The sequence below is a fragment of the Rhizobium sp. WYCCWR10014 genome (assembly GCF_001657485.1).
Lineage (GTDB): Bacteria > Pseudomonadota > Alphaproteobacteria > Rhizobiales > Rhizobiaceae > Rhizobium.
Genome location: NZ_LXFU01000050.1, coordinates 106,076 through 132,715, shown reverse-complemented (window position 1 = coordinate 132,715; position 26,640 = coordinate 106,076). Strand labels below are relative to the sequence as shown.

The window sequence follows — 26,640 nt, the reverse complement described above, 5'->3', positions numbered from 1 at the left end:
CCATCCCTGCTCCCTCTATGTAACTTCGTCTGCGTCAACTGAGGATTTTGCTTCCATGACCGCCACAAACCTAACACCCAGCACCGTTGAAACGCCCGCCGTCGAGAGTGAATCGGCCATTTCATCCATTAAGGCCTTTTTTCGCACCCCTGCCGCCGGTGCTTTCATGGGTTTCGTGGCTGTATTCATGCTTTTTGCGATGTTCGGATATAGCCGCAACTTTTTGTCAGTAGCTGGTGTAACGACGTGGGTGAACTTCGCCTCACTCATAGGAATGATTGCAATTCCGGTCGGGTTCCTGATGATTGCCGGAGAGCTCGATATTTCAACCGGTGCTGTACTTCCCGCGTCTACGATGACAGTTGCGATTGTCTGCGAGCACTACCAGATGCCGGTGCTAGTCGGTGTAGCTGCGGCGCTTGCCATCGGTGCACTGATCGGCTTCATCAATGGATACATCGTCACTCACACGCGCGTGCCGTCGTTCATCGTGACACTGGCGACACTCTTCGCAGTGGCGGGCATCACGCTCTACCTGTCGATCTTCTTCATCAACAACACCAATTCCTTCTATCACGCGCCAGATTGGGCAAAATCGCTCTTCGGCGGGAAGGTATATGGCTTCAATTCTTCCGTCTTCTGGTGGTGTGGCCTTATCGCAGCATTCGTCTTCTTTCTGCACTACTCTCCGAAGGGAAGCTGGGTCTTCGCTCTTGGTGGTGACCAGGAAAGCGCGAGAAACGCAGGTATTCCTGTAAGCAGGATGAAGATTGCCCTCTTCATGCTGTGTTCCACGTCCGCGGCCTTTGCTGGTGTCCTTCAGGTGATGACATTCAGCTCCGCAACGTCTCAGGCTAATTTTGGCCTCATCTTCAACACCATTATCGCCGTGGTCGTCGGTGGCGTTCTCCTCACGGGTGGTTTTGGTACTGTAATGGGCATTGTCTTCGGGGTGCTCACCCTTTCGATCGTAACCCAAGCTATTGGTTTCACAGAGATCGACAGAAACCTGTCCTTCCTGATCATCGGCGTCATGCTTTTGATCGCTGTCCTGCTCAACGACACGTTTCGTCATTTGGCCACCAGCTGGTCGACGTCCAAGAAGAAATAAGGAGAGCGAGAATGTCCGCTAAGAAACCCGTTCTCGAATTTCGAAAAGTCGACAAATCGTTTGGTCATATTGATGCTCTGAACGATATCAGCATCAAGGTGGTCGAGGGCGAAGTGCTCTGCCTCCTTGGCGACAACGGCGCTGGTAAGTCGACGCTCATCAAAACGCTGTCGGGTGTCTATCAGCCGACGCGTGGCGAAATTCTGATGGATGGCCAGCCCGCACTTTTCTCCAGTCCCCGCGAGGCTCAGGAACGCGGGATAGCTACGGTTCACCAATTCGGTGGGACATATCCCTTGATGTCCATAGGACGTAACTTTTTCATGGGTTCGGAGCCGACAAAGGGTTGGGGGCCGTTCAAATATTTCGACCGCAAAACCGCCAACCGAGTCGCCGTTGCGGAGGTTCAGAAAATGGGGATCACACGCATTACCGACGGGGATCGGTTGGTCGGTGGTCTTTCCGGAGGCGAACGTCAGTCGCTCGCGATTGCCCGTGCCGTCTATTTTGGAGCCCGTGTTCTCATCCTTGACGAGCCGACGGCAGCCCTCGGCGTCAAGCAGGCTGCTCACGTACTGCGTATCGTCAATGAAGCCAAGCGTCGTGGCCTCGCGGTCATTTTCATCACCCACCAGGTGATGCATGCAATGGCAGTGGGCGATCACTTCGCAGTGCTCATTCGTGGTGCAATCGCGGCTGACTTCCGCAAGGGACAAAAGACACGCGAGCAGATCGCTGATCTGATGGCCGGCGGTGAATCCATGGCTAGTCTCGAAGCCTCTATTGAAGGCTATAGGGAGACCCATGACGGTCTTCCGCCACCGCCCGCTCACTGACTGAATATTGGCATAGCCGCCAACTAGTGGAATTTGTTGAATGAAAGCGGTTGGGCTTTTGTGTCAACCGAATGGAAGGAGTTTGTCCAATGGTGCGTATAGCAGTCATTGGTGCAGGGCTGATGGGCGCTGACCATGCCAAGATCGTCGCGGAGGAATTGCCGGGCGCGAGCCTTCAGGTCGTCTGCGACATGGATGAAGTCCGCGCTCGCAAGGTGGCCGATGCCCACGGTGCAGCAGACGTTGCAAGCAATCCCGAAGCCGTGATTTCCCGTGCTGATGTGGATGCGGTGATCGTTGCGAGCCCGGACTTTACTCATGCGCCGCTGTCACTCGCCTGCATCAACGCGGGCAAGAAGGTGCTCTGCGAAAAGCCCCTATCGCAGTCCTCGGCCGAATGTCTCTCGATCATGCAGGCCGAACAGGAAATTGGTCAAAAGTTCGTCCAGCTCGGCTTCATGCGGCGCTACGACCAGTCCTATGTCGAGATGAAAGAGGCAATTGAAAATGGCACGCTTGGCCGAGCCCTGATGATGCACAACTTCCACCGCAATGTGGAAACGCCAGCCTCCGACTTCACCGGTGCCATGGCAATCACCAATTCCGCCCCGCATGAGTTCGACGTCGTGCGCCATGTACTTGGCACCGAATATGCCTGGATCTCTGCCTTCCAACCGAAGCGCTCTGATCGACGCGTCGCGCCAGTCTTCATGGTCCTCGAAACCGTCGATGGCCAGCTCGTCAACATCGAGATCAACAACAACGCTGCGTACGGCTACGACGTTCGTGCAGAACTCGTGGGCGAGCAGGCGAGCATTTCCATGAGCCATGTCGCTTATACCCATCTCGAACGCTCGCTTGGCGTCCACACCGGCTACGATGCCGATTGGCGGACCCGCTACTTCGACGCCTATCGCCGCCAGAACCGCGCCTTCCTACGCTTCGTCGACACAGACGTGTTTCCCGAGATCGCATCAAGCTGCTGGGATGGCTATGCCGCAGCAGCTGCCGCCGAGGCAGGCGTAACGGCACTCGCTTCCGGGCAGAAGCAGCTCGTCACAATGATTTCTAAGCCGGAGTTCTACGCATGAAACTGGGTTTTGTATCTGACAGCCTCGGCGGCATGCCGCTCGAAGACCTTCTCGACAACGCTGCCCGCATGGGCGTCTCCGGTATAGAGATCAACACCTGCGGCTGGTCGACGGCACCGCATTTCGATCTCAAATCCATGCTGGGTAACGCGGTCGCGCAGAAGGACTTCCTCAAGGGCTTTTCAGATCGTGGGCTTGATGTGATCAGCCTTAATGCCAATGGCAATCCGCTTCACCCGACCGATCCGGCTCAGGGCGAAGGGCTGAAGAACACCATCCGGGTCGCAGGCGAGATGGGCATCAATACGGTCTGCACCATGTCTGGCCTGCCTGCGGGCAATTCGTCCGATACCATGCCGAACTGGGTAGTCTCTTCGTGGCCTCCGGAAACGCAAGCTATCCTCAAATACCAGTGGGAAGAAAAACTCTTCCCGTTCTGGACCGAGATCGTGGCGCTAGCAAATGAATGCGGTGTGGGAAAGATTGCGCTCGAACTGCATGGTAACCAGTGCGTCTACAATGTGCCGTCGCTCCTGAAACTCCGTCAAGAAGTCGGCCCTATCGTTGGCGCGAACCTCGATCCCTCGCACCTCTTCTGGATGGGAGCCGATCCGCTGATAGCAGCCGAGGCATTGGGGGAGGCCGTCTATCACGCCCATGCCAAGGACACATTCCTGAACGCGCCCAAACAGGCAGTGACCAGCCTCCTCGAAAACGGCAACCTGACCGACATTCCAGCCCGCTCCTGGTCATACATCACACTCGGCTTCGGCCACAGTGAGGAGTGGTGGCGACAGCTTTGCTATCGCTTGAAGATGGCTGGCTACGACGGCTGGCTTTCAATCGAGCATGAGGACGTGCTTCTCAACTCACTTGAGGGCCTCGAAAAATCCGTGGCCCTTCTCAAGGGTGTCATGCCGGTTGCACCGGCCGATTTCAAACTTCAGGAAATCTAAGATGAGCTTCCAACTTGCCGCTTGCGCCGAAATGCTCTGGCGCGACAGACCAATCGAATGGCGGGCAAGCCGCCTGAAGGAAATGGGCTTCGGCGTCGGCCTTTGGAACTGGCCCGCCTGGAATCTTGATGCGCTTGAAAAAACCGGTGCCACCTTCACTATCATGAATGGCTATCTCGAAGGTCGGCTCACCGATGCAGAAGGTTGTGAGATGCTTCTGGCGTCTGCCACAGAAACGGCGAAGGTCGGCAAGCGGCTCGGTGTCCACCGGCTCAATCTGCATGGCACAGGGCTTGGCGACATGGGCATTCCGATACCGAAGATCGGTGCCTTCGCGCCGGGCATGGAACAGCGGGCTCACGATACACTCAACCGCATCTGCGATCTGGTAGAAGCCGAGGGTCAGGTCTTCACGTTGGAAAACCTCAACCCAATCGATCATCCCGGCTGCCCCTTCGGCTCGACGGCAGAAGTGCTTGCGCTCGTTGCAGCCGTCAACCGCCCGCAACTGCGAATTAATCTCGATCTCTACCATACCCAGATCGGCGAAGGTGATCTTATCCGCTGGTGCGAGGCCTGCCTGGCCTGGATCGGCGAAGTTCAAGTGGCCGATAATCCCGGCCGTTGCGAGCCGGGCACGGGCGAAGTGAATTGGCACGGCGTCGCAAAGGCTCTGAAATCCATGGGCTACGCGGGGCCGGTCGGTATGGAAGCCTTTGCCTCCGGTGATCCGGAAGCTGCACTCGAAGCCTTCCGCACCGCTTTCACTATCTGATGTTGTTTTCCTAAGAGGATCATCCGTGTCATCCACCATCCTGAACGTCGGCCTTTTGGGCGCAGGCCGTATTGCTGGCGTCCATGCCACCGCCATTTCCACCAATCCCGGCAGCCGCCTTGCGGCTGTCTCCGACATCAATCAGGCCACCGCTGAGAAGATCGCCGCTCAGTATGGCGCCGAAGCCCGCTCGACCGATGCAATCCTCAATGATCCCGCCATCAATGCCGTGCTGATTGCCACCTCCACCGATACGCATTCGGACCTGATCGAGCGGGCGACGGCAGCGGGCAAGGCCGTGCTTTGTGAAAAGCCTGTCGACCTCAGCCTTGCAAGGGCACAGGCTTGCCAGAAGGTGGCCGCCGCTACCGGCAAGCCGGTGATGATCGGCTTCAACCGGCGTTTCGATCCCAACTTTGCGGCTCTCAAGGCAGCAGCCGACCGTGGCGAAATCGGCAAGACGGAACTGCTCTCGATCACCTCTTTCGACCCCGCGCCGCCGCCGATCGCCTATATCAAGGTTTCGGGTGGTCTTTTCCGCGACATGATGATCCATGATTTCGACATGGCTAATTTCATTATGGGGGCAGCGCCGGTCTCCGTCTCGGCGGTGGGTACATCGATTGTCGATCCGGAAATTGGCGCGGCAGGCGATGTCGATACCGCCGTGGTGACCCTTGCCTATGGGGATGGCCGGATCGCCGTGATCAAGAACAGTCGCAGAGCCGTTTATGGTTATGACCAGCGGCTGGAGCTTCTCGGCTCTGAAGGGCTGCTACAGGCGCAGAACATGTTGGAAAACACCTTGGTCAAGTCCACGACTTCCGGTGTCATAGGCGCAAAGCCCACCTATTTCTTCCTTGAACGCTACATGCCCGCCTATGCGGCGGAATGGGCAGCATTTGTCACCGCTGTGAACACAGGCTCGGCTCTGCCGGTCACGCTCGATGATGGTGTAGCAGCGCTCGCCATGGCGGAAGCTGCAAGCCAGTCTGCAAAGACCGGATCCCCCGTGAAATTGGCAGAGGTTCTTCGCTGAGCTTTCGGAGAAGCAAAACGGTCTCTGTCGGACAACTCCTCCTGTCCGATCTTGCGGCGGCCCGAACTTCGGATCGAGCCGCCGCATACTACTGGTTACCGGAGGGCGGTGCGACGCGAAGGACTTGATCAACGAGCTGCTGCAACTACAGGTACTGGCCGCCGGATATCAGTTTCAGCGATGGTGCGGACGGGAATGTTCGCCGTCCGAAGGGACGGTTTCGTAGACCCGATCCGGTCGTCCGCTTTGTGAAGAACGCGAATTGTGCCGGATCACTCGTCGTCGAAGCGGGCGTGACCCCACGATCGCGCCTCCGAGAGAGTACATGGCGCAGGCCTGTGGTTCCATCCAGGCAAAGTTCAGGGGTTAGATGTCAACCTCCGACTCCCTCCCCAATTAGTCACAGCCGAACATGCATCGGAAGCACGATCATGAGCACAGAAAAAACCATTCGAAAGCCGACGGCCATCGCCGAGCTCAAGGATATGATTGTAGCAACCGGGCTTAGTCTTCCATATCAACAGGAGCGCGTCGCACGCACGGCTCTCGCCTATCCGGAAATTGTAGCATTCGGTACCGCGCAATCGCTTGCGGACCGATGCGGAGTGTCGCCCTCAACCGTGGTCAGAGTGGCCACTGCTCTCGGGTTCGATAACTTCAGGGAGTTCCGACAGGTTTTCCGTCAGCACATCCGGGAGATTTCGATACGAGCCGCGAACCCTATGCTGACAGGAAAGCCGCAATAACCGCCACAAATGAGTTCCATAAACCGTTGTCCAAGGTGAAGCTAACCGATGATCGGTTCTTGGTTCGACCCTTGTAGAGTGTGATCTGCGGCCGCTGGGGCTTTCGGCTCGGTACTGGTCTTCCATATGATCCGGCGAGGCGGAGCCTGGTTGCGGATTGAAGGGCGCCCCATGCCCCCCTCAACGAAGGCGACCTGGTTGTCCTGAGTGATGGCGTTGCTCACGCACTCGTTGACAGTCCGCAGACAACGGCCGAACCGGTCGAGCAGTTCGCTCGCCGTCGTTTCGATTGGCCGCAAATGACAGAGCTCTCGGGCGGCCTTTGCACCACGGTTCACCGAACGTGTTGGCGACACGCCGCTGGGCTATCTTACAGCTTGGCGCATGACTTGGCTGCACGGCGTTTCCAGGGCGGCCAACTACCGCCCAGGGTCGTGGCGTCGGAAGTCGGGTATCGGTCTGAGGCTGCATTTAGCCGGTCCTTCACGAAGTATCATGGCGTGCCACCCGGCAAATATCGCATCGCTGCGGGCGCCTGACAGCCGGTAGCCGATGGCGGCAATCCGACCTAGACCTGGACCGTCATCATCTTCGTATGCATTTGTAGGAGACGAGTTGCATGTTGCCGTCGTGACCCTGTCGCTGACAGGGCAGGTCGGAAGACTTTAATGGCCGGAGAAAGGCCCGAGACCCCAACATCAATGGGCGGGGTAATCCTGCCCCGGTCCGCATTCTTTCGCATCGTTTGCAGGTTCCTCCACAATAAAGCCACCACCGGCATCACCAATGCGTCCGGCAAATAAAGGAAGGACCACGGAGAAATTCGCAGGATGCCCGGATCAACCCAGTTCCGGACATCCACTTTCAAAGCGCTTGGGCCGTCAAGCTGCGTTACGGAAACCAATGATCGCCTTGATCTCAAGGAATTCGGCGATTGCCATCGGACCCCATTCACGTCCGTTGCCGGACTGCTTGTAGCCGCCGAAGGGCGCAGCCAGATCAAGATTAACATTGTTCAAGTAGACTTGGCCGGCACGCAGGCGACGCGCGATAGCTTCGGCCGCAACCCGCTCACCCTGAACATAGGCAGCAAGGCCATAGGTCGTGTCGTTGGCGATCCTCACCGCCTCCTCTTCGTCGGAATAGGCGATGATGACCAGGACTGGCCCGAAGATCTCTTCACGCGCGATCGTCATGTCGTTGCGTACACCGGCAAAGATCGTAGGCCGGACGTAAAAGCCAGCATCAAGTCCGTCGGGACGGCCGAGCCCTCCAGTCACAAGCGTGGCGCCTTCATCGAGACCCGACTGGATCAGACGCTGGATCTTGTTCCATTGTGCTTCTGAAGCCACCGGTCCCATCTTTGCATTGGAAGAAGGATGGCCGACCGACCAGGTTTCGGCGGCCGCCTTGGCATAGCTGATTGCTTCGGCAACCTGATCGACATGGACCAGCATCCGAGATGGTGCGCTGCAGTTCTGTCCGCTGTTCAGCATCATCTGCGCCACGCCCCCTTCGACAGCAGAAGCGAGGTCCGCGCTACGCAGGACGATGTTGGGTGACTTCCCCCCCAGTTCCTGGTGCACCCTTTTGACTGTGAGCGCACCGGTGCGAGCGACCTCGATCCCAGCCGCAGTTGAGCCGGTGAAGGAGACAAGGTCGACGTCGGGATGGCTCGTCAAAGCATTGCCGACAACGCGGCCATCTCCATGAACAAGGTTGAACACGCCCTTGGGTACTCCGGCGTCATGGAGGATCTCGGCAAGGATCGTACCAGAGAACGGCGCGATTTCAGACGGTTTCAACACCACGGTGCAACCCGCAGCAAGTGCAGGTGCCACCTTTGCGGCCATCAGCATCAAGGGCCAATTCCATGGCGTGATCAGCGCGCAAACGCCGATTGGCTCGCGCACGACTTCGCTTGTGCCAAGAGGCTCATCAAAACGGTAGGTCTCAAGCGCTGCTCGTGCAATCTTGAAATGGGCAACGCCGACGGTCACCTGCAATTGCTCTGAAAGCCATTGCGGCGCGCCCATTTCATCAGTTACCGCTAGGGCTAGGTCGTTCGCTCGCTTGTCGTAGGCAGCTATAATCCGGTCGAAGAGCGAAATTCGCTCCTTAATCGAGGTGAGTGAATAGGTTTCAAATGCCTTTCGCGCGGCTGAAACCGCGTCGTCCACGTCACTCGCATCGCCCAGCGCGACTTGACCAATAACGGCCTCGTCCGCGGGGTTGATAACATCGATTACTGTTGCGTCTTTGGGCTGTACCCAGGTTCCGTCGATATAGAATTGAAGATTGTTACGCATGCGAAAGCTCCATCATTGTTGACGGAGACATAAGTATCTTTTGTAAACTTGGCGTCAATTAGGCACTTAAAGTAGCCCTGGTAGGGCACGGTATACCTGGTCCGAGTTCTCTTTTCACGAACCGCCGCGAGCCAGTATCGGACCTCCTGCAGTCGTTCTCGTCGCTTCACAGGCGTAACTGGATCAGCGATCTATCCGCGCCCTTCTGCCCGCCCTCTATGCTGTCGAAAGCCTCTCTTGCCGCGGTGACCTCCGGCAGTTTTACCAGTGTCCATTTGTGAAGTTCCTGGAGTGGCTCCCGCAACGTGCGGCCGAGCGGCGTCACCTGATACTGAACGGCGACCGGCGAGAGTGAAATCACCTCTCTCGCGATGAGACCGTTGCGCTCGAGGCGGCGGAGGCACTGAGTGAGGGCTTTTTGCGTGACGCCTTGCAGCCGACGGCGAATGGCGTTGAAGCGCTGCGGTCCGTCGTCGAGTACGGCAAGCACCATCATCGACCACTTGTCAGCAATCTGGTCGAACAAGGCCCGGCTTGGGCATTCAGAAGAAAAGCAGAGCGGTTCAAGTTCGAGCATGATGGTTTCCTTCGATAGACCTAGGCGACTTGAAGTGCCTGATTGACCCTAGGTTTACATAATATACCGGCGGGTCCGTTAAACGCAACGGAGTTCTACCGAGGGGCAGTCCCGATACAAGCAGTCTTTTCCGCTCCATCGCCAACCGATCGCTTGAACTCAAACATCGCATAGTTAGTTTCCGTATACCTGCGCGTTGGCGACGCGACGTAGCGGAGATAACTCAGGCTGCGCGATGGCGCAGCCTGAGCCGCGCTAGCAATCACCAGTCAGCATTGCGACAAAAGCCGTGACCTTGGGCGGACGAAACCGAGCTGCCGGATAGACGACATAAATTCCTCCGGCGGGCAGGGTCCAGTCCGGCAACAATCTTATCAGTCGGCCAGCCTCTATATGCTCTCCAGCCAGAAAATCCGGCAGGACGGATATGCCTGCCCCCGCAAGCGTGGCCGCGAGAACCGCAGGCGTCGAATTGCTCATAAGGCTCTGCTGCATCCGCACGGTCCGCCGGTCGTAATCGCCCTGGATAAACCTCCAGACCACCGGCTCCTTGAGAGCCAGGTTGGCGATAAACGGCTGGCCCGCCGCATCCTCCGGGCTGTTCAAACTGAGCGTGGCGGAGAAGCTCGGAGACGCAACAAGAAACTGCCGGAACGAACCGATCCGTCTCGCTTGGTGACTGGAGTCATCGAGCCATCCCACGCGGATCGACAGGTCGATCTGATTGGCGAGCAGATCCATCTTCGTATCGGCGAGCAGAAGCTCGACCCTGCAAGCGGGGTACTTCCGGATAAAGGCCGCAGCAATCGGGGCGATCGTGCTCGCACCATAATCATTGGGCGCAGCAATGCGTAGCATGCCTGTCGGCTCGGCATTTGCGCGGGTGATTTCATCGACAGCGTCCCCGGCTTCGCGGAAGATCATGACGCAGCGCGCGTAGAGAAGCTTGCCGGCCTCAGTCGGCTCGACGCGTCGTGTTGTCCGGAGAAGCAAGCTGGTTTTCAACTCAGCTTCCAGCCGCGCAACCTGCTGGCTGACGACCGTCTTTGTGATCGCGAGGCGCTCGGCAGCTTTCGTGAACGAGCCGGTATCGACGACGGCTGCAAAATAGGCCAGCCGATTGAGATTGACAGCCTCCATAACCTTCTTCCATTTAATTGTAAGTCTTTGACATACATTCTGTCACATTTAACAATATTTATCACTCAATAGAAGTGCACTATCTGTTGTCCATCGCTTCAAGGATGGTCCGATATGCATCTCACCTATCTCTACGATCCGCTTTGCGGCTGGTGCTATGGTGCGGCGCCCGCGCTCGACAAACTGGCCATGCTCGACAATCTCACCGTCGAGCTTGCGCCCAGCGGGCTCTTCGCGGGCGAAGGCGCGCGTCCGCTGGATGAACGCTTCGCAGCCTATGCCTGGCATAATGACCAGCGGATCAACCGGCTCACGGGACAGGTCTTCAGCCAGCTCTATCGCGATCAGGTTCTCGGGGGCGCAGACGGCATGTTCGACTCCGCCCCTGCGACGCTTGGGATAATAGCCGTCGGGGTGACGCAACTCGACAGGGAAGGTGATGCCCTGAAGGCACTTCAAAGCGCTCGCTACGTTGACGGCCGCGACACCTCGGAGATCGCTGTCGTGGTCGACGTTCTCGATCAGGCTGGGTTTCCCGATGCCGCCGCTCGTGTCCGGGCTCCGGACGAGGCTCTGCTCGACGCCTATCGCAACAGGATCGGGAAGTCCCGCCAACTCATGGCTGCATTCCGGATGGATGGTGTCCCCGCGCTTTTCATTGGCGAGGGCGATAAGCGCCGCATGCTGCGCAGCGATGCCTTATTCGGCGGCTTTGACCGACTTGCTGCCGAGCTTCAGGCGGCTTGATCGTTCATTTTCAGCAGACCGTTCCATGAACCTAGCGACAAACCCCGCCGCAGGGCAACACCTCGCAGCAGAAATCGAACTGACGATCATCGGAGACAACCATGTACTCAAGGAGAGAAATGATGAAAACCACCCTCGCAGCCGGCGCCGTTGCCGTCTTTGCGCCTGCCGGCCTCGGCAACGCGACTGGATCAAAGCTGGCGTGGAAGCACTTCCCCGCCGGTCAGAATGGCTTCTTTCGCGCGCCGGTGCTGCTGACCGGCCCCAGCGAAGCGTTGCTAATCGATGGCGGGTTCAGCTATCCCGACGGCCGTGCGCTGGCGGAAGCCATCAAGGCCACGGGCAAGACGCTGACCGCGATTTATGTCAGCCAGTCCGATCCGGACTATTACTTCAGCCTGAAGCCGGTCCTCGAAGCTTTTCCCGGCGCAAAAGTGCTGGCCTCTTCCGATACGATTGCAGCGATTAAGGGCAACGTCGAGAAAAAGCTTGCCGTTTGGGGGCCGCAGCTCAAGGAGAACGGCCCGCAGACGCTTGCAGACATCGTCATGCCGGAAGCCTTCGACGCTCCAAGCCTCACAGTCGATGGTGAAACCGTCGAGATTGTCGCGGCCGAAGCAGGGTTAAGCAATCGCCGGTACCTGTTCGTGCCGTCGCTGAACGCCGTTTTCGGGGGCGTCATGATTTTCTCCGGCGTTCATGTGTGGACGGCCGACACCCAGGCTCCGGAGGAGCGTGCCGCTTGGGTGGCCACCCTCAACAAGATTAGCGCCCGTAAGCCGACGATTGTCGTTCCCGGTCACATGATGCCGGAGGCGGCAACCGATCTGTCTGCCGTCGAGCACACAAAGAGTTATCTGCTCGCTTTCGAGGAAGAACTCGCCAAGGCAGCCGATTCCGCCGCACTGAAGACCGCCATGGAAGCCCGGTTCCCCGGTCTCGGCATGGGCGTCGCGCTCGACATAGGCTCCAAGGTTGCCAAGGGAGAAATGAAGTGGGGCTGAACGGCCGATCTTCAAACTGATCCGAGGGGCCTGGGGGCCCCTTCACCTCCAGAAAGGCCGCAAAAGTGGTGACGCAGCCGTCAGCACTTAAGTAGAGCTTGCCATCAATCGTCGAAGTTCGATTGAAAGCCGACAGCATAGTTCCATAATTCAGCTTATGCAATTTTTCACAATCTGTGATTGCTTAGTCTTTCGACGTCTTGTCGCGAGAAATCCAACAAGCGACTGCTAAATAACAAGAATGTCAAAAATTTCTTCGGCAAGATGCACGCATTAGGTGATCTAGGTTTTCCTCGTTCTCAGCCGCTATTAACGTCAGGTGGCACAGAACCCGGCTTTGCTGGCCGAAAGGCGGCCGCCTGCACGAGATGGCGAGGACCTAGGCGGAGGAATAACGAAAATAGTTGATTGCCGCTCTCATCTTTAGTACCGACCTATCACCCGGTTAAAGGATGTCACGTGGCTATACTCCCGATGCAAGATCCGCCTCGAACGGCTGAAACTTTTGTCGCCGAAAATATAGGTCTTTTGATAGAGCGGAACGAAATTCTCTGCGACGTCAGTCTTAAATTTCCGGCAGGAGAAGTTGTCGCGCTGGTCGGCCACAATGGCTCAGGCAAATCCAGTCTTCTCAAAATGTTAGCTCGCCAGCTTGCGCCGAGCACTGGATCGATCTCTTACGGAAACCAGGATCTGAAGATGTATAGCGAACGCGCCTTTGCGCGTTCGGTCGCATATCTGCCACAGGATGTCACGACCGGATCGGAAATGACGGTCCGCGAGCTTGTGGGATGCGGTCGTTATCCGTGGCACGGAGCGCTCGGCCGGTTCACCAAGAACGATGAAGAGAAAGTCGAGGAAGCCCTTCGAGCCACGCATATCGAGACGTTCGCCGACCGTATCATGGGAACACTATCGGGCGGCGAGCGGCAACGTGCCTGGATCGCGATGCTGATCGCTCAGGATGCTCGCTGCCTGTTGCTCGACGAACCGACTGCGGCACTCGACGTTGCTCACCAGGTCGAGGTGCTCTCACTTGTGCGACGTTTGGCGCACGAGGGTGGAAGGAGTGTCGTCATCGTTCTCCACGACATCAACATGGCCGCTCGCTTCTGCGATCGGATCCATGCATTGAAACGCGGTCGCGTGGTTGCCAGCGGAACACCGAGCGCGATCCTCGCGCCGAACACGCTGCAAGAGATCTATGGGATCGACATGGATGTGATCGCCGCGCCCAACCTGCCCTATCCGCTCGCCTATGTTTGCTGAGGCCTGGCGTTCAATGGAGGTTTCGCGGCGCTCCTTTTTGCAGTTCGCGACTGCCTCGCTCATTCCAGCTCCGCTGTTTGCACAGTCGATGGGCCCAAGGATCGTCAGCCTCGACTACGGCCTTGCGTCCACTCTTTTGTCCCTCGGATTGCCTCCGGTCGGGATTTCGGACCTCGCCGATTGGGACAGATGGGTTGTCGAGCCGCCGATGCCAAAATCCGTCGTCGATATCGGCAGTGCGTTCGAGGTCAATTTTGAAATTCTCGTCACGCTGAAGCCCGACATTATCTTGACCACACCCTACCTGGATGAGCTGTTGCCCAAGCTGCAGTCGGTGGCGAAAGTCGTTCGGCTGGAAATCTTTACGCCGGGCATTGGATCCATTCTTCCCGCTGCCATCGCGGCAACGCGGAAATTGGCTGTTGAGCTTGGCCGTGAGAATGAAGCGGAACAGTTTCTCGCGCGAGCCGACGCCTTTTTTGCGCAATGCCGCAGTCGCCTGGGGGGCAAGAACCTGCCGCCGGTCGCCCTGGTGAATTTCATGGATGCCCGCCATGTCCGCATCTACTCGAGTCCCGGGCTGTTCCACAATGTGCTCGAGCGCATCGGTGTCCGCAACGCCTGGACCAGAGAGTCAAATTACTGGGGTTTTGAAACGATCGGTATTGAAGATCTCTCCAAGATCACCGATCCGGACGCGCGTCTGATCGCCTTTGATCCCGTTCCTCCGGACGTTCTTCCGAAACTCGCTCAGAGCCCGCTGTGGAACAGGCTGGCGTTTGCGCGTCCGGGCCATCTGTCGATTCTGCCGCCAGCCCTGATGTTCGGGATGGTGAACGAGGCCATGCGCTTTGCGGGTCTCTTGACGGATCTTCTGGAAAAGGAAGCTTGATGGTATCTCGCCGCGACAATATCGGGCCAGCAATTGTCTTCCTCCTCCTGATATGCGGTGGAGGCGTGGCATCGTGGTTTCTTGCCGCTCCGGCGATGTCAGAAATGGCTCGACCGGATTACGATGTCACGCGAATGGTGTTCACCTATTCGACGCTTCCCCGCCTTGCGACGGCGCTGATTGCCGGAGGCGCACTTGCCTTGTCCGGAGCGCTGTTTCAGCAAGTTTTGCGAAACCCGCTCGCCGATCCTACCACCCTCGGCGTGTCGGCCGGAGCAAACCTGGCGCTGGTGGTAACATCGCTGTTTCTTCCCGACTTGCTTGGCGCCGGCCGCGATCTTGTCGCTCTGATCGGCAGCGCGACCGCTGCTGTGATCGTTGTCAGCCTGGGCGCGCGCCGCGGTTTTTCGCCTTACTCGCTTGTTCTGTCGGGGCTGGTTCTCAGTCTATGGTGCGGCGGACTCGCTGCCATCTTGACCTATTTGAATCAGCGCTACCTCTCGAGCCTGTTCATCTGGGGCGCCGGCTCGCTGGCACAGCAAAGCTGGGTCATTCCCTTGTCGCTTCTTTGGAAGTTGGCTGTCATCGCCATCGGCTGCGCTTTCGTGATGAGACCGCTTTCGCTGCTCGATCTTGGCGAGAGCAGCTCCACGGCCCTCGGCGTCAGATTGGTCCGCCTGCGTTTTATTGTCGTCGCCCTTGCCGTAGCACTTGCTGCATTTGTCACGAGCGCCGTTGGGGTGATTGGGTTCATTGGACTGGTCGCGCCGACGATTGCGCGATTGTCCGGAGCACGACGTCCCGCGCAGCTCATCCTGTGGTCTCCCCTGATCGGCGCCGGACTGCTGTTCTTCGCCGACTCCATCCTGCAGCTCGTCGCCGGCGGTCTTGGTGATTTCTTACCGACGGGGGCGGTGACAGCCATCTTCGGGTCGCCGCTGCTTCTCGCGCTCCTGCCGCGGCTGAAAATCCGTCATCGACTGCCGCAATCGCCAGCGTTCAGACGGCCACGTCGATGGGAGGGAAGCGCACCGGTCATCATCGCGGCCGCCGGCCTGCTTGTCCTGTTGATGGTCAGCGTTTTTCTCGGACGCGACATCAATGGCGGCTGGGCTTTTACATCCGGCGAATTTTCGCACGATGTCCTTGCTATCAGGATACCTAAAATCCTCGCCGCCCTGACGTCGGGCGCGATGCTTGCTGTCGCGGGTTCGATCCTTCAGCGGCTGACCGGAAACGAAATGGCAAGTCCCGAAGTTCTGGGAATCAGTGCCGGCGCGACCTTCGGTGTTGCAATTGCCCTGTTTGCCGTTGCTCCAGGGTTTTCCGGGCAATTTGCCTTTGCCGTGGCCGGTGCGATCAGCGTTCTTTTTGTCATCTTCATCAGCTCCCGGCGATCGGCGTTCGCGCCCGAGCGAGTCCTGCTTGCGGGCATTGCCTTAAGCGCGATGGTCGATGCCGTCGTCGGCGTGTTGAGCTCGACGGGAGATCCGAGAGCAGTTCTGCTGATGCGGTGGATGAGCGGGTCCACCTATCTTATCGAGGGGTCGACCGCCGCAATGGAGGTGGCGCTCGGCGCCGTGCTGATCGCCGTCTCGCTCGCCGTTCGCCGCTGGCTTGACATACTTCCCCTCGGGCCGTCGCCTTCGGCGGCGGTCGGTATACCCTTGGCGAAATCGCGATTTGCGCTTTTTGGCCTCGCAGGATTGTTGACGGCGGCGGCGACCCTCACGGTTGGCCCACTGTCATTCATCGGTCTCATGGGACCTCACCTCGCGCGGGAGGCGGGATTGACACGCGCGCTGCCGCAAATGGTCGGCGCCGCTCTGATCGGAGGGGGGCTTATGGTTGCTGCCGATTTCGTCGGCCGCACGATCGTATCGCCCTACCAGATCCCGGCCGGTCTCGTTTCCGCGCTCATCGGAGCGCCGTTCTTGATGTTGATGATGCGGAAGCGCGGTGCCGGCTAAGGGTTGCGCATAGGGAGGGAACGGCCACGAGGCAGGCACCCGCAGGGCTGTGGGTGTCATCGCGGCGATGAAAGTCCGCCATCAATAGGAGCGTTTTTGCTCCGTCAGCGAAGATCCGCAGACAAACGATCATCCACGACGCCGGCTACAGCGCCGCGCGTCTTTTCAGAGGCGCGGCGCTGTAACGCTTCAATGACTGCATAATTCCGACGCTCAGATTGCGGACGCCGCCTTGATCGGACAAAGGCGGCCTCCACCGCTTTTACCAGGAATACTTCAGCGTGCCGACGACCTTACGCCGATCGCCGTAGAACTCAGTTCCGTAATAGCTGGTGGCGAGATACTTATGGTCAAAGAGGTTCGTTGCATTGACGGCCAGCGTCACGTCCTCGGTCACCTTGTAGCTGACTGCGGCATCAACCAGCGTATAGCTGGCAAGCGACACCGTATTTGCATCGTCACCATAGGTTTGACCGACATAGCGAACACCTCCCCCGATCGTCAGGTCACCGCGCCATCCATCTCCCGGAATGGTGTAATCGAGCCAGGCCGATGCCAGATGTCGCGGCACGCGGGAAGGCCGGTTACCGACATTGCCGCCTGTCCCGTCTTCGCGGATTTCAGCATCCCAATAGGAATAAGCAAGCGTCAGATTGAGCCTGTCGTTGATTGCGGCTTTGCCTTCAAGTTCGATGCCGCGCACACCGACCTTGCCGATCTGCTCCTGCACCAGAGGGCTGACATAGCTCGGCACATTTGTTTGGGTAAGATCAAACAGCGCCAAGGTGAAGAGGCCATCAAACCCATCCGGCTGATATTTGAGGCCAACCTCGTATTGTTCACCCTGCTGCGGTTTCAACGAACCCGTCACAGCGTAGCCGTTTGCGGTCTGCGCGACGAGCGGCTGGAAGCTTTCCGAATAGTTCGCATAGACTGCGAGATTCGGCGTAAATTTATACGTCAGTCCGGCCCGCTTGGTGAAAGCCGACGCCGTGTCGTCGTCGCTTGTCCCGCTATCGAGATAATCCGCAGTCGTGTGAACCTGGTCCCATCGTCCCCCCAGGGTAACGATCCATCGATCGTCGAACGTCAATTGCTCCTGAGCATAGATCCCGAGCGCCTGCTGCTTGACGCGCCAGTTCACGTAAGGGCCAAGGTTGATGCAGGAAAGACCGCAATAGACCGGATTATCAATATCGATCGGCCCCGCCGTGCCGAACAGGATGTTTTCGCGCGTATTGTCACTGGTGTAATCGACGCCGACCAGCGTCTTGCTGTCGATCCCGTCCCATCCGGTATCGTACTGCAGCTGATTGTCGAAGGCGTAGCGATTGGACATGCCGTCAACCGAGAACGCCGTTCGATTGGCGGTCGGATCCAGCGATGCGCCATAGACTTCGGCATAGTCGAGTTCGAGATGCGTATAGCGGGCATTCGAGCGGAAGGTCAGGTTGTCGTTGATCTCGTGCTCGAACTGATATCCGATGTCGACCTGCTCCGTATTGAAGCGATTGAAGTCCGGTTCGCCGAGGAAGGTGTCGATATCGATATTTACGCCGGTCGGAACGCCTCGCGCGCCCGTTCCATCGCGTTTATAATAATCGGTCAGAATGGTGAGCGAGGTCCCCTCTTCCGGCTTGATCGTCAGTGCCGGTGCAATGTAGGTGCGGTCGTCGTTCGAATAATCCAAGCCTTGCCCACCGTCCTTGGCAAGTCCGGTAAGCCGGTAGGTCCAAACGCCATCGGCATCGATCGGGCCGCCGAAATCCGCACCTACTTCCTTGGTACCATCCCCGTAGGACGTGTAAACCTCACCATGCTTCTCATCCAAGGGACGCTTGGTGATCGCATTGACAAGTCCTCCCGGACCGTTGAGGCCAAAGAGGGTCGACGTCGATCCTTTCAGGACCTCCACGCGCTGAAGACCATAGGGTTCGAGGCGGCTGGCGGTGAACCAGGCGGGAATACGCGCCGCCAGTCCATCCCGGTAGGTGCCGAGCGCCGTCTGATCGAAGCCGCGAATTCTTATGTAATCGTAGCGATCGTCGTTACCGAACTCATCCGAAAAGACGCCGGCGGTATAAGCGACCGCCTGCTGAAGATTGTCCACATGACGCTCTTCCAACTCTTTTTGCGTCACCACCGATACGGACGCCGGTACATCGACGACCGGAGTATCTGTTTTGGTGCCTGTGGCGGTATCCTTGGCAACGATGGTGCGATCAGGGCCAACCACACGGTCCGATTTGCCGGTTATGACGATCGGGGCCAATTGCGTCGCCTCTTCCGCCGAATTGTCTTGTGCCCAGCCAATGCCTACCGATCCGAACGACACTGTCATCAAAGCGCTGCTCGCAATCAATCGGCTTGTGAACACGCGCAACTTCCCCTGTAGTCCTACTGTCATATTATCCCCTGTCAGACCAATATCGAGCAGTGTGACGGCCGCCCCTCCGGCCACTGCAGCGAGACCGTTTACTAAAACAGGAGAATTGGAGTCAACTTAATAATCACGCTTTTGTGACCATATTTGCTCCTGGTCGGGACCATGAGGTTTAGCGGCAACACGGAGCGAGGATGTAATCCTGAACGCCCCATCTGGCACTGACCTTGACGAGTGCACGCGCGAGGACGTTCATCTCAAGGACGATCGTCTAACCGCCGGATCTATTCACCGATGAGGCCCTTGCAGAGAGCGTCACATGTTCAAACTCTGGACGGCGAATGCGATGCCAACCGCACGATTCACGGCCGCAGCAAGAACGGACATGTGGGTCTCGCCAGCATAAAGCTCGAATTCGGTACGCAAACCGTCGGCAGTGCCGTTTAATCGCTCCGCCATCTCCCGCGCCAGGAGGACGGTCCGTTCCGTCTTCCTCTTCTCCAGGCGTGCAGTGGCATCCTCGTTCCGGTACTGGAAGGGTGCCAGCTCATCACCTTCGTATTCTCCGGCGGACAAATGCAGGAAAGGTGCATTCCCCGGTGCGTCTTGACGCCGCGCTTCATTCTTGAGGATTTCACTGTTCTCCCAATAGATGGTTGGGCTGACCGCAATCCAATTGGCAAACAGACCTGGGCGCTCGAACAAGGCATAGAGAGTAAAGAGGCCGCCGAAGGAATGTCCAAAAAGCGATCGGCGCATCGGATCCAGGATCACCATCTCTGCAATCCGCGGTATAAGCTCGTTCTCGATGAAATCCACCAGCTTGCCGGTCCCTCCGATGACAACCGGCGGACCGCCCTCAACGAACGGCGGATAGGATTTGACCGGCGGGGGCCCCAGGTCCCAAGACCGGCGGAGCGGATCATAGGGCTCGTCGGAGGGGTAGCCGATCGCCGCGATCACCCCCCAACCGACATTCGTCCCCGTTGGGTAAGGTGCCTGCGTGACCAAGCTGGCGACCGCGAAGGGGAAAGTGGCGTTGCCGTCGGTCATGACGAGAAGCGGCCATCCTCCCGCAGGCGGTTTCTCCGCCGGAATGGAAAGGAATATGCGATAGGGCTCGCCGCCCGCAGCAGGAGCCAAATCGAAAAAACACGTTCCGGGCATCGAATAGACGCTGATGGGATTGGTCATGAGAAAGTTTTCTGATGGTTGGGAGGATAGGGGAAGGGAAATTGATGTCGTCGGTTCACCGGCAGGTTTCGGAGCTTTCCAAGGTCGGTGCAACTCTTTGCTGATATCCTGGCTTCCGCGAAAGCGCATCATGGCAGTCACGGTTCGAACGTTTACAGAGGTTGATCTAACCTCGTCCGGGCATGATTTGAAGACCCGGAACTATCGAACCGCATTTCGATCCCACAGATGAATTTACAAGGGCCTCAATTCAATCATCTCCGAACGCCGCTAAGTCGACGTCTGTTTCGTAACTTTCCTGAGTTTGCAACCCCGAGGCGGTAACGTGAACCACACGTCAGGGCCACGCACTTCTCAAGCGTCACGGCCTTGTGCGCGGCCGGGCTTTTTTCCTGCACGACAACCTGCCAAGTATGGAGATTGTGGACGCCACCGGCGGCACTTCCTTTATCGCTGACCCGTTTAGGAGAGCGCCTGTTTAGCCCGGGGAGATCCGGGCGCCTACGTCGCCGTGAACCCGTTAGAGGCTAGGGTATGCGGACATCAATGATCATGGTATTCGAGAGCGTAACCTGCGCCGTACACGGTGCGAATCCTCAGATTTCGGAGTCCTCCAACCGCTCTTCGCAGCCGGCCGATATGCACGTCGACCGTCCGGCTTTCTACTGTGTCCGGATCGGGCCAAACGGCCTCAATGAGTTGATCGCGGGTACTGATCTGACCCTGCCTTTCTAATAGAAATCTAAGGATCCAGGCGATGCAGATGATGATGACGGCGATGACGGCAAGCAAACGGGCGATGTTGCCGGTCAGCATGTCGACGATGTTCTGCAAGACGGTTTCGACGCCGGCTGCCTGGGCAAAAGCTGGTTCTACCAGGCAGGCGACGATGGCGGCGGCCATCAGGAGAGGGGCCGCGACAAGGCGAAGGTTTGCTTTCGAGATCATTGGCTTTGCTCCGATCGAGTTTTTTGAAACACGAGAACCTGGGATGACCGCCGGGCGTTGAAGACGTCCCACGATGCGGCTTCACCGGATTGGGGAGGGAATTGTTCGGCCGCGGACGCCTCCCGGCTGGGTGACGGCTCGGCGCGAGGCGCTTCATCACGCGGCTCGACGATGGTGAGAGACGCCAAGCTGGCAGGCAGTCGCCCCATTTCCTGGCGGATCTGCTCCTCATATCTGACCATCTTGCCAACCGACGGATCGTCACGCCCGTAATAGGACTGAAGCATCACTATTTCGGCCTGCTTCGCATCGGCGCCGAAACGCAAGGCAAGGCGATAATAGCTGTTGAGTAGAGTGGCCGTCGCCTTGAGGTTCACACAGGGATCGAACGCATCCGAAATCGATAGCTTGAGCCTGCGCAGTTCCACCTCGCCAATGCCGCCAAGACCGATCTGAATGTCCTGACGATCGGCAACGAGGGAGGTCGCGAGTTCAATTGCCTCAGCCTTTGATGCGGGTTGACGCTCAAGCGGCGGGCCGCTGTTGATACGAATGGCGAAAGGCTTGAAACCACTTTCGAGACTGATGACGGCGGCGAGCGTCCTGACCTCCACCATGGGCGCGCAATCCTGGGCGAGATCCATGAAAGTGACGGCCATGATCAGTACCAGACCCGTTGCGTCGCCATCCCATCGATCGTCACGTCGACATAGTGGGGCTGCGATCTCACCTTCGGGCGGGCCGTCGGATAGCCCATGCATTGGCGCCCTCCATCCGACCGTTGCCATCGCGGGGACAGAACCGAGCCGTCGCCGGAACTGCGGCTCTCACCGACATTGGGGCATAACGCGTCGCTCACCGGCTGGAGGGCCGCCGACACGCAGATGGTTTCTTGCCCGCGCGGACCATAATCGGTCTTCAGCCGGTATCCGGTTTCGCAGTAATAGGGCTCATAGCCCGGGCGCGAACTGTGGAAGGTGGCGCCGCTGCATGTCGGGAAGGAATGCCCCTCGGCAAGCTCACGCCACAGTTTCTGGATCGGCGGCCGGCATGCCGCGAACTGCGTTGGGCTTCCGGGGTTGGAAAGGCACAGGATAACCTCGCAGCCCCACTCATTTGCTTGCGCCTTGCCAGGTGAAGTAAGGTAGGATGGCGCCAGGCAGCAGGCCGCGACGACCGAGTTGAACAGAAGGTTTTTCATGAGCACGACCCTCCAGAGGACATCCGGTTGCGGAAGAGGTGGCTTGCCTGTAGAACAGTCTATACTGATTTATATAACACAGTAAAACGGCATGACAAGAGCACTCACGACCCAATGGCGGAATCTGGCTTTCTCAGGTCTCATCCTGCATGAGATCCTCGATCATCCCCTCGAAGACGAGACGCCTCAGGCAAGGCTGAAGCAGGTCGGCATGATGACGATCCTCTACAGCATGAACCAGGCGCACCAGAAGCTAACTCTTTCCAGTATCATGGAAATTACGGCTCTGACGCGCAGTGGCGTCAAGGAGACGGTCGATCTCTTGGTCAAACGGGGGATGTTGGATGAGAGGATTGTCAAGAATTCGATGGGGCGTGGAACGGCGCGCCAGTTCGAGATTTCGGAGGCGCTTCTGGAGAAGTTGAGCTCCTTCGGGGCCGGATAAGCAATCTATTTTAAGTGAGGTTTTCTGAAGCATCACCTCGGTGGCAGGACTCTAATGCACTCTGGGGGAAATTCGCAGAGGCAGGGGATCCGCGGTCTCGTCCGGCCGGCAAGAGACCCAACGAATATGACGCGTTCATAGCCGTTCTCCTTCATAGCAGGGAGAACGGCCTCGGTGGCGAGGTTTCTGATTACAAGGCAGTCCCTCGACTTCTTGCTATTCCCGTCACCCGTCCGCGAAAGATGCTTGCGGACAAAAGGATATGATGCAGACGCCGTTCACGGCGGCAAGCTTGATCAAACGGCACGCGCACGTCACCGCGGCTAGGCAAATCGCGCCGGTTCCCAAGATCACCTTCTCCGACGCATTCCCTCAGAAACTAGTTTCGATCTTAGGCCCTGTGAGATAGATATCCCATGTCCATAAGCGCGTGTTTTGCTTCGACGCGTCAATCCCCGGAGTCACGTCATGAAAATCGCGCCGCAGCAGCGGATCTATGTCTGCTTCTTTCTCTTCGCTGTGTCGCTGGGGGCGCTGCTGTCGAGGATGCCGGATTTGCAGGTTGCACTTGGCGTCAATAAATCCGAGCTTGGGTTAACGCTGATAGGGGCTGCGATCGGCGCCTTGATTTCGTTGACTTTATCTTCGCCCTTGATCGCCCGGCTCGGCGCGCGTACGACGGCATTCATTACTGTTCTCGGCACGTCTGCGCTGCTGTCGCTGGTGCCGTGGATCGGTGCGGCGCCGGTCGTGTTCTGTGTACTCTTCGTCGAAGGGCTGCTCGCCGGGGCGCTGGAGATCAATCTCAATGTTGAGATCGACCGCATCGAAGCGCAGCTAGGACGCGGCGTGATGAACAGAGCGCATGGTTTCTGGAGCCTCGGCTTCTTCGTCACGGCGCTTGTCTCATCGGTCGTCCGCCAAGCGGGCATTTCGATGGAACTCCATCTCGCCGCGACCTTTGTCACGGTTCTTGTCATCGGCATCTGGGCGATTTCCGGCATGCGGAATGCGCCGGCGCGGATCGCGTTGCATGAAGGCAAGGCACCGCTGGTAGCGCTTCCCACCTGGGGCCTGATGCCGCTCTGCGTGATCGGCATCGCGGCCTTTCTCGTCGAAGGTGCCGGGATCGACTGGTCGGCGATCTATATGCGCGATGTGTTTTCGGTCGAGCCCTTCATTGGCGGATTGGGATTGACGCTCTTCACCTTCTGCATGGCGCTGGCGCGCCTGTTCGTCGATCCGCTGGTCGATCGGTTTGGCGCGCGGGCCGTCGCCACGATGTTGCTTGTTCTTTCGGCGACCGGCATCTGCGCCGTGTCGGGGGCGCCGCATCCCTATGTCGCGCTGGCGGGCTTTGCCTTGATGGGCGCCGGCTGCAGCGCGGTCTATCCTCTCGCCGTTTCGGCGGCGGCCCAACGCACAGATCGCGCGGCGTATCTCAACGTCGCCGCCCTCGGCCAGATGAGCTTTGTCGTCTTCTTCCTGGCGCCGCCGCTGCTCGGTTTCATTGCCGAACATGCTGGCATCCGGACATCCTATCTCGCCTGTCTTCCGCTGATCATTTACGCGCTCTTCTCGGCCAAGGCGCTTGCTACGCGCCGGGCTGCCGGCGGAGGTAGCGCTGCGACTGCTCGGAGGGTCCACGGCTAGCGATTGTGCTGCCGGTTTCCGGCCGCGCGATTGGTTCGACGAAACCCCGAACGAGCATGTATTAACGGCCTGCTCGGTGCTCTCCCTGAGCAATACGGCTGGCACTGCAGGTCGAAGTAGATCGCCTTGCGAGATTGAAGGTCAGTCGCGCGTCTGGTCGAGGGAATTGCGGTCGCAGGCGCGAGGCCACTTGCTTGCCGTCGAGTTTGTTGACGGCAAAGCTATCTGAGCCGGCGGGCTCGACCACGTCGGTCAGGCGATCGCCCTCACCATCGTGCCCCATTGATCACCTTTAAACCAGCCTGGCGGTGACCCTTCGCCGAATTTGCAGACGAACGGTGGTCTTGAACGGGATCGAACCGGCGTTGGCTAATCGTGAAGCACCTGATAGATCATAGACCGCTGTGCATGAGGTATTGGCACCATGTTCAGAGACAACCCTCGGACCGGACTGGAGAGCTTTTGATGGGCTGGAAAACACCGAAGATCGAATACGTGAATGGCTATAAGATCGTTGAAGTTGAGGGGCCTATCTTCAAAGTCTACGATGGCGACCGTCAGCTCGGGGACGATTTCCCCTACCCCGGCGAAGCTGCTGCTTACGCAACCTCGTTGCCAAAACGGGATCATCCACGCAGCTAGGCGAAACGCCGCGGATGATCATTCAAAAACCCTTTATGGCAGCCTTACTGAAAGTGGAACAAGATTTGACCAGCTCCCAACTTTCTTCACCGCTGGAACTGCTTGGGTGGTCTGAATTCTTCGCGGACCAAGTCCAGCCCAGCGAAGCGGACTTGATCCCCCGACGCATCGCTTCAGTTCACCGGGCACGCATCGAGGCAATCGATGTCACCGGGCCGGTCAGACTGGAATTTCCATCCAATACCAGTACTGGTGACTATGCGGTGGGCGACTGGGTTCTTGCCGATGCACTGACTCACATGCTTATCAGACGTCTCAACCGAAAAAGTGTCTTTCAACGACGCCCGGAAGGCGGGCGTGGCCAGCAACTTGTTGCCGCCAACATCGACACCCTGTTGATCGTGACCTCGTGCAATGCCGATTTTAATCTTGCTCGGCTGGAACGTTACCTGATCATGGCCAACCAGGCCGGGAGCAATCCGGTGATTGTGCTGACGAAGGCCGACACCGCGGAGGATGCAGGCATATTCCAGGCGCAAGCCGAAACTTTGCAGCGCGATCTGCCTGTCATTGCCTTGAATGGGTGCTCCGCGGAAGCCGTTTCCCTGTTGAGGCCCTGGTGCGGCGTTGGCCAGACGGTTGCGTTGGTGGGATCTTCCGGTGTCGGAAAATCAACGCTGGTGAACACCATGACCGGGCCAGAATCCGACACAAAGCAAAAAACAGGCACCATCCGCGAATATGATGCGCAGGGCCGACACACAACCACGGCGCGATCGCTGCATGCAATTTCAGGCGGCGGCTGGGTCATCGATACGCCGGGAATAAGAACGCTTTACGTGAGTGACGTTGCCGACGGTATAGACACCCTCTTTGCTGAAATAACCGAACTGGCGCCGCTTTGCCGCTTTCGCGATTGCACCCATACCCATGAACCGGGATGCGCGGTTCAGGCAGCCGTCGCAAGCGGCGCCCTGCTCGCCGATCGCCTGGAACGCTGGCGGAACCTGCTTGCAGAAAACCGCGACCGAACACCGGTCGTGAGCGGACCCCGCGGCAACAAGATCGTTCGCAAGAAGAAATATTGAAAGTGTTGAACGTTTGTGCCGGTGCTCATCGGCGTCAGGCACGATCCGCCACCTGAATTGGCTGGGCTGTGGATAGCGTCAGCGCTCAATGATTGGGATTGTCACGAAGAAGACCCTGCAAGCGGTCGCTCCCGCTTGTGAGGGATAAGTCTTTGAACAACCGCGATATGAGGCGCGGTCGCAATCCTTGCCTCTCATCGATGAGGAGGAATGACATCCTCTTTATCTCGATCGTGATCACGCCTGCATTGTCATGGCGACGATAATTCCCGGAATCCATCGCATGGAATCCATTTTCCACCGCCCAGGCGGCTATCATATCCGCGTTCATCAAGGTCCTGCTTTAGGAGATGCGGACGTGCTGTCTTTAGCTGTCCCGCTCGCGCAAATCGCTTTGCAGTCCTACGGATACCGCAACTGAATGGCTCTAATCCAGCCAAATCCGTCCAAGATTACAGTTCCCGCTTAGGTGTTGCGAGAAAGACTCGAAGCAATCGTTGTCAATCGCTCGACTCAGCCGAGGCCCCGCCTGTTTAGCGCTCTTGATGGGCTTGGCCCACCCAGTAAATTGAGAGGTGAAACGAGCCAATTTCTGATGATCGTTATCAAGACGCAGATTGCCAG

At 58.1% G+C, this 26,640-nt stretch carries 24 protein-coding genes and 2 pseudogenes; 16 read left to right on the top strand and 10 right to left on the bottom strand.

Annotation, left to right across the window (positions count from 1 at the left end; all coding sequences use genetic code 11):
* The first annotated feature begins 55 nt into the window (after positions 1–55).
* The 7 genes from A6U98_RS29260 (at position 56) to A6U98_RS29230 (ending at position 6,554) form a co-directional block, all read left to right on the top strand.
* A complete protein-coding gene (locus A6U98_RS29260; protein WP_082934009.1) occupies positions 56–1,111 on the top strand; it encodes an ABC transporter permease in 1,056 nt (351 codons plus the stop codon).
* An 11-nt stretch (positions 1,112–1,122) separates the two neighbouring features.
* Complete coding sequence (locus tag A6U98_RS29255) at positions 1,123–1,947, top strand: ATP-binding cassette domain-containing protein (protein ID WP_064654426.1); 825 nt, start codon at positions 1,123–1,125, stop codon at positions 1,945–1,947.
* A gap of 89 nt (positions 1,948–2,036) precedes the next feature.
* Positions 2,037–3,038, top strand: a complete 1,002-nt coding sequence (locus A6U98_RS29250; RefSeq protein ID WP_064654425.1) for a Gfo/Idh/MocA family oxidoreductase — start codon at positions 2,037–2,039, stop codon at positions 3,036–3,038.
* Positions 3,035–3,994, top strand: a complete 960-nt coding sequence (locus A6U98_RS29245; RefSeq protein WP_064654424.1) for a sugar phosphate isomerase/epimerase — start codon at positions 3,035–3,037, stop codon at positions 3,992–3,994. The genes A6U98_RS29250 and A6U98_RS29245 overlap by 4 nt, the downstream gene beginning before the upstream one ends.
* A gap of 1 nt (position 3,995) precedes the next feature.
* On the top strand, positions 3,996–4,769 hold the full coding sequence (locus A6U98_RS29240; protein ID WP_156667905.1) for a TIM barrel protein: 774 nt from the start codon (positions 3,996–3,998) through the stop codon (positions 4,767–4,769).
* A 37-nt stretch (positions 4,770–4,806) separates the two neighbouring features.
* Positions 4,807–5,808 (top strand): inositol 2-dehydrogenase, encoded by a 1,002-nt coding sequence (iolG, locus tag A6U98_RS29235; protein ID WP_064654567.1) that lies wholly within the window; start codon positions 4,807–4,809, stop codon positions 5,806–5,808.
* Between the two features lie 431 nt (positions 5,809–6,239).
* Positions 6,240–6,554 (top strand): MurR/RpiR family transcriptional regulator, encoded by a 315-nt coding sequence (locus A6U98_RS29230; RefSeq protein ID WP_064654423.1) that lies wholly within the window; start codon positions 6,240–6,242, stop codon positions 6,552–6,554.
* Between the two features lie 881 nt (positions 6,555–7,435).
* Here A6U98_RS29230 and A6U98_RS29220 read toward each other — a convergent pair.
* The 3 genes from A6U98_RS29220 to A6U98_RS29210 all read right to left on the bottom strand — a co-directional run bounded on the left by A6U98_RS29220 (position 7,436) and on the right by A6U98_RS29210 (position 10,580).
* On the bottom strand, positions 7,436–8,863 hold the full coding sequence (locus tag A6U98_RS29220; RefSeq protein WP_064654421.1) for an aldehyde dehydrogenase family protein: 1,428 nt from the start codon (positions 8,861–8,863) through the stop codon (positions 7,436–7,438).
* A 166-nt stretch (positions 8,864–9,029) separates the two neighbouring features.
* Complete coding sequence (locus tag A6U98_RS29215; RefSeq protein ID WP_037132637.1) at positions 9,030–9,440, bottom strand: helix-turn-helix domain-containing protein; 411 nt, start codon at positions 9,438–9,440, stop codon at positions 9,030–9,032.
* 255 nt (positions 9,441–9,695) lie between these two features.
* Complete coding sequence (locus A6U98_RS29210; RefSeq protein WP_064654420.1) at positions 9,696–10,580, bottom strand: LysR family transcriptional regulator; 885 nt, start codon at positions 10,578–10,580, stop codon at positions 9,696–9,698.
* A gap of 114 nt (positions 10,581–10,694) precedes the next feature.
* Here A6U98_RS29210 and A6U98_RS29205 point away from each other — a divergent pair, with 114 nt between their 5' ends.
* The 5 genes from A6U98_RS29205 to fhuB all read left to right on the top strand — a co-directional run bounded on the left by A6U98_RS29205 (position 10,695) and on the right by fhuB (position 16,462).
* Entirely contained in the window at positions 10,695–11,327 is a 633-nt protein-coding gene (locus A6U98_RS29205; protein ID WP_064654419.1) for a DsbA family protein, read from the top strand.
* A 101-nt stretch (positions 11,328–11,428) separates the two neighbouring features.
* Positions 11,429–12,331, top strand: coding sequence for an MBL fold metallo-hydrolase (locus tag A6U98_RS29200; RefSeq protein ID WP_064654418.1), 903 nt, complete (start codon positions 11,429–11,431; stop codon positions 12,329–12,331).
* Positions 12,332–12,805: 474 nt separating this feature from the next.
* A complete protein-coding gene (locus A6U98_RS29195; RefSeq protein WP_064654417.1) occupies positions 12,806–13,600 on the top strand; it encodes an ATP-binding cassette domain-containing protein in 795 nt (264 codons plus the stop codon).
* A 13-nt stretch (positions 13,601–13,613) separates the two neighbouring features.
* On the top strand, positions 13,614–14,492 hold the full coding sequence (locus A6U98_RS29190; RefSeq protein WP_064654416.1) for an iron-siderophore ABC transporter substrate-binding protein: 879 nt from the start codon (positions 13,614–13,616) through the stop codon (positions 14,490–14,492).
* Entirely contained in the window at positions 14,492–16,462 is a 1,971-nt protein-coding gene (fhuB, locus tag A6U98_RS29185) for a Fe(3+)-hydroxamate ABC transporter permease FhuB (RefSeq protein ID WP_064654415.1), read from the top strand. The genes A6U98_RS29190 and fhuB overlap by 1 nt, the downstream gene beginning before the upstream one ends.
* Positions 16,463–16,724: 262 nt before the next feature.
* Here fhuB and A6U98_RS29180 read toward each other — a convergent pair whose 3' ends face one another.
* The 6 genes and pseudogenes from A6U98_RS29180 to A6U98_RS29160 form a co-directional block, all read right to left on the bottom strand.
* A complete protein-coding gene (locus tag A6U98_RS29180; protein WP_064654414.1) occupies positions 16,725–18,869 on the bottom strand; it encodes a TonB-dependent siderophore receptor in 2,145 nt (714 codons plus the stop codon).
* Between the two features lie 291 nt (positions 18,870–19,160).
* Complete coding sequence (locus A6U98_RS29175; RefSeq protein ID WP_064654413.1) at positions 19,161–20,039, bottom strand: alpha/beta hydrolase-fold protein; 879 nt, start codon at positions 20,037–20,039, stop codon at positions 19,161–19,163.
* Between the two features lie 543 nt (positions 20,040–20,582).
* Positions 20,583–20,777, bottom strand: a pseudogene (locus tag A6U98_RS37370) (helix-turn-helix domain-containing protein); the annotation flags it as partial.
* A 9-nt stretch (positions 20,778–20,786) separates the two neighbouring features.
* Positions 20,787–20,987: pseudogene (locus A6U98_RS37365) on the bottom strand (TrbC/VirB2 family protein); the annotation flags it as partial.
* On the bottom strand, positions 20,984–21,646 hold the full coding sequence (locus A6U98_RS29165; protein ID WP_064654412.1) for a lytic transglycosylase domain-containing protein: 663 nt from the start codon (positions 21,644–21,646) through the stop codon (positions 20,984–20,986). The gene A6U98_RS29165 and the pseudogene A6U98_RS37365, both read right to left, overlap by 4 nt.
* A 2-nt stretch (positions 21,647–21,648) precedes the next feature.
* Positions 21,649–22,188: a hypothetical protein gene (locus A6U98_RS29160; protein ID WP_064654411.1), complete on the bottom strand. Its 540-nt coding sequence runs from the start codon at positions 22,186–22,188 to the stop codon at positions 21,649–21,651.
* 91 nt (positions 22,189–22,279) lie between these two features.
* Between A6U98_RS29160 and A6U98_RS29155 the strand changes: the two genes are divergently transcribed.
* The 4 genes from A6U98_RS29155 to rsgA all read left to right on the top strand — a co-directional run bounded on the left by A6U98_RS29155 (position 22,280) and on the right by rsgA (position 26,016).
* Positions 22,280–22,633, top strand: coding sequence for a hypothetical protein (locus tag A6U98_RS29155; RefSeq protein ID WP_064654410.1), 354 nt, complete (start codon positions 22,280–22,282; stop codon positions 22,631–22,633).
* 468 nt (positions 22,634–23,101) lie between these two features.
* A complete protein-coding gene (locus tag A6U98_RS29150) occupies positions 23,102–24,286 on the top strand; it encodes an MFS transporter (protein ID WP_064654409.1) in 1,185 nt (394 codons plus the stop codon).
* 465 nt (positions 24,287–24,751) lie between these two features.
* Complete coding sequence (locus tag A6U98_RS37360; protein WP_020047024.1) at positions 24,752–24,928, top strand: hypothetical protein; 177 nt, start codon at positions 24,752–24,754, stop codon at positions 24,926–24,928.
* Positions 24,929–24,963: 35 nt separating this feature from the next.
* Positions 24,964–26,016: a ribosome small subunit-dependent GTPase A gene (rsgA, locus tag A6U98_RS29145; protein WP_064654565.1), complete on the top strand. Its 1,053-nt coding sequence runs from the start codon at positions 24,964–24,966 to the stop codon at positions 26,014–26,016.
* Between the two features lie 85 nt (positions 26,017–26,101).
* Here rsgA and A6U98_RS29140 read toward each other — a convergent pair whose 3' ends face one another.
* Complete coding sequence (locus tag A6U98_RS29140; RefSeq protein ID WP_064654408.1) at positions 26,102–26,347, bottom strand: hypothetical protein; 246 nt, start codon at positions 26,345–26,347, stop codon at positions 26,102–26,104.
* Positions 26,348–26,640 lie beyond the last annotated feature (293 nt).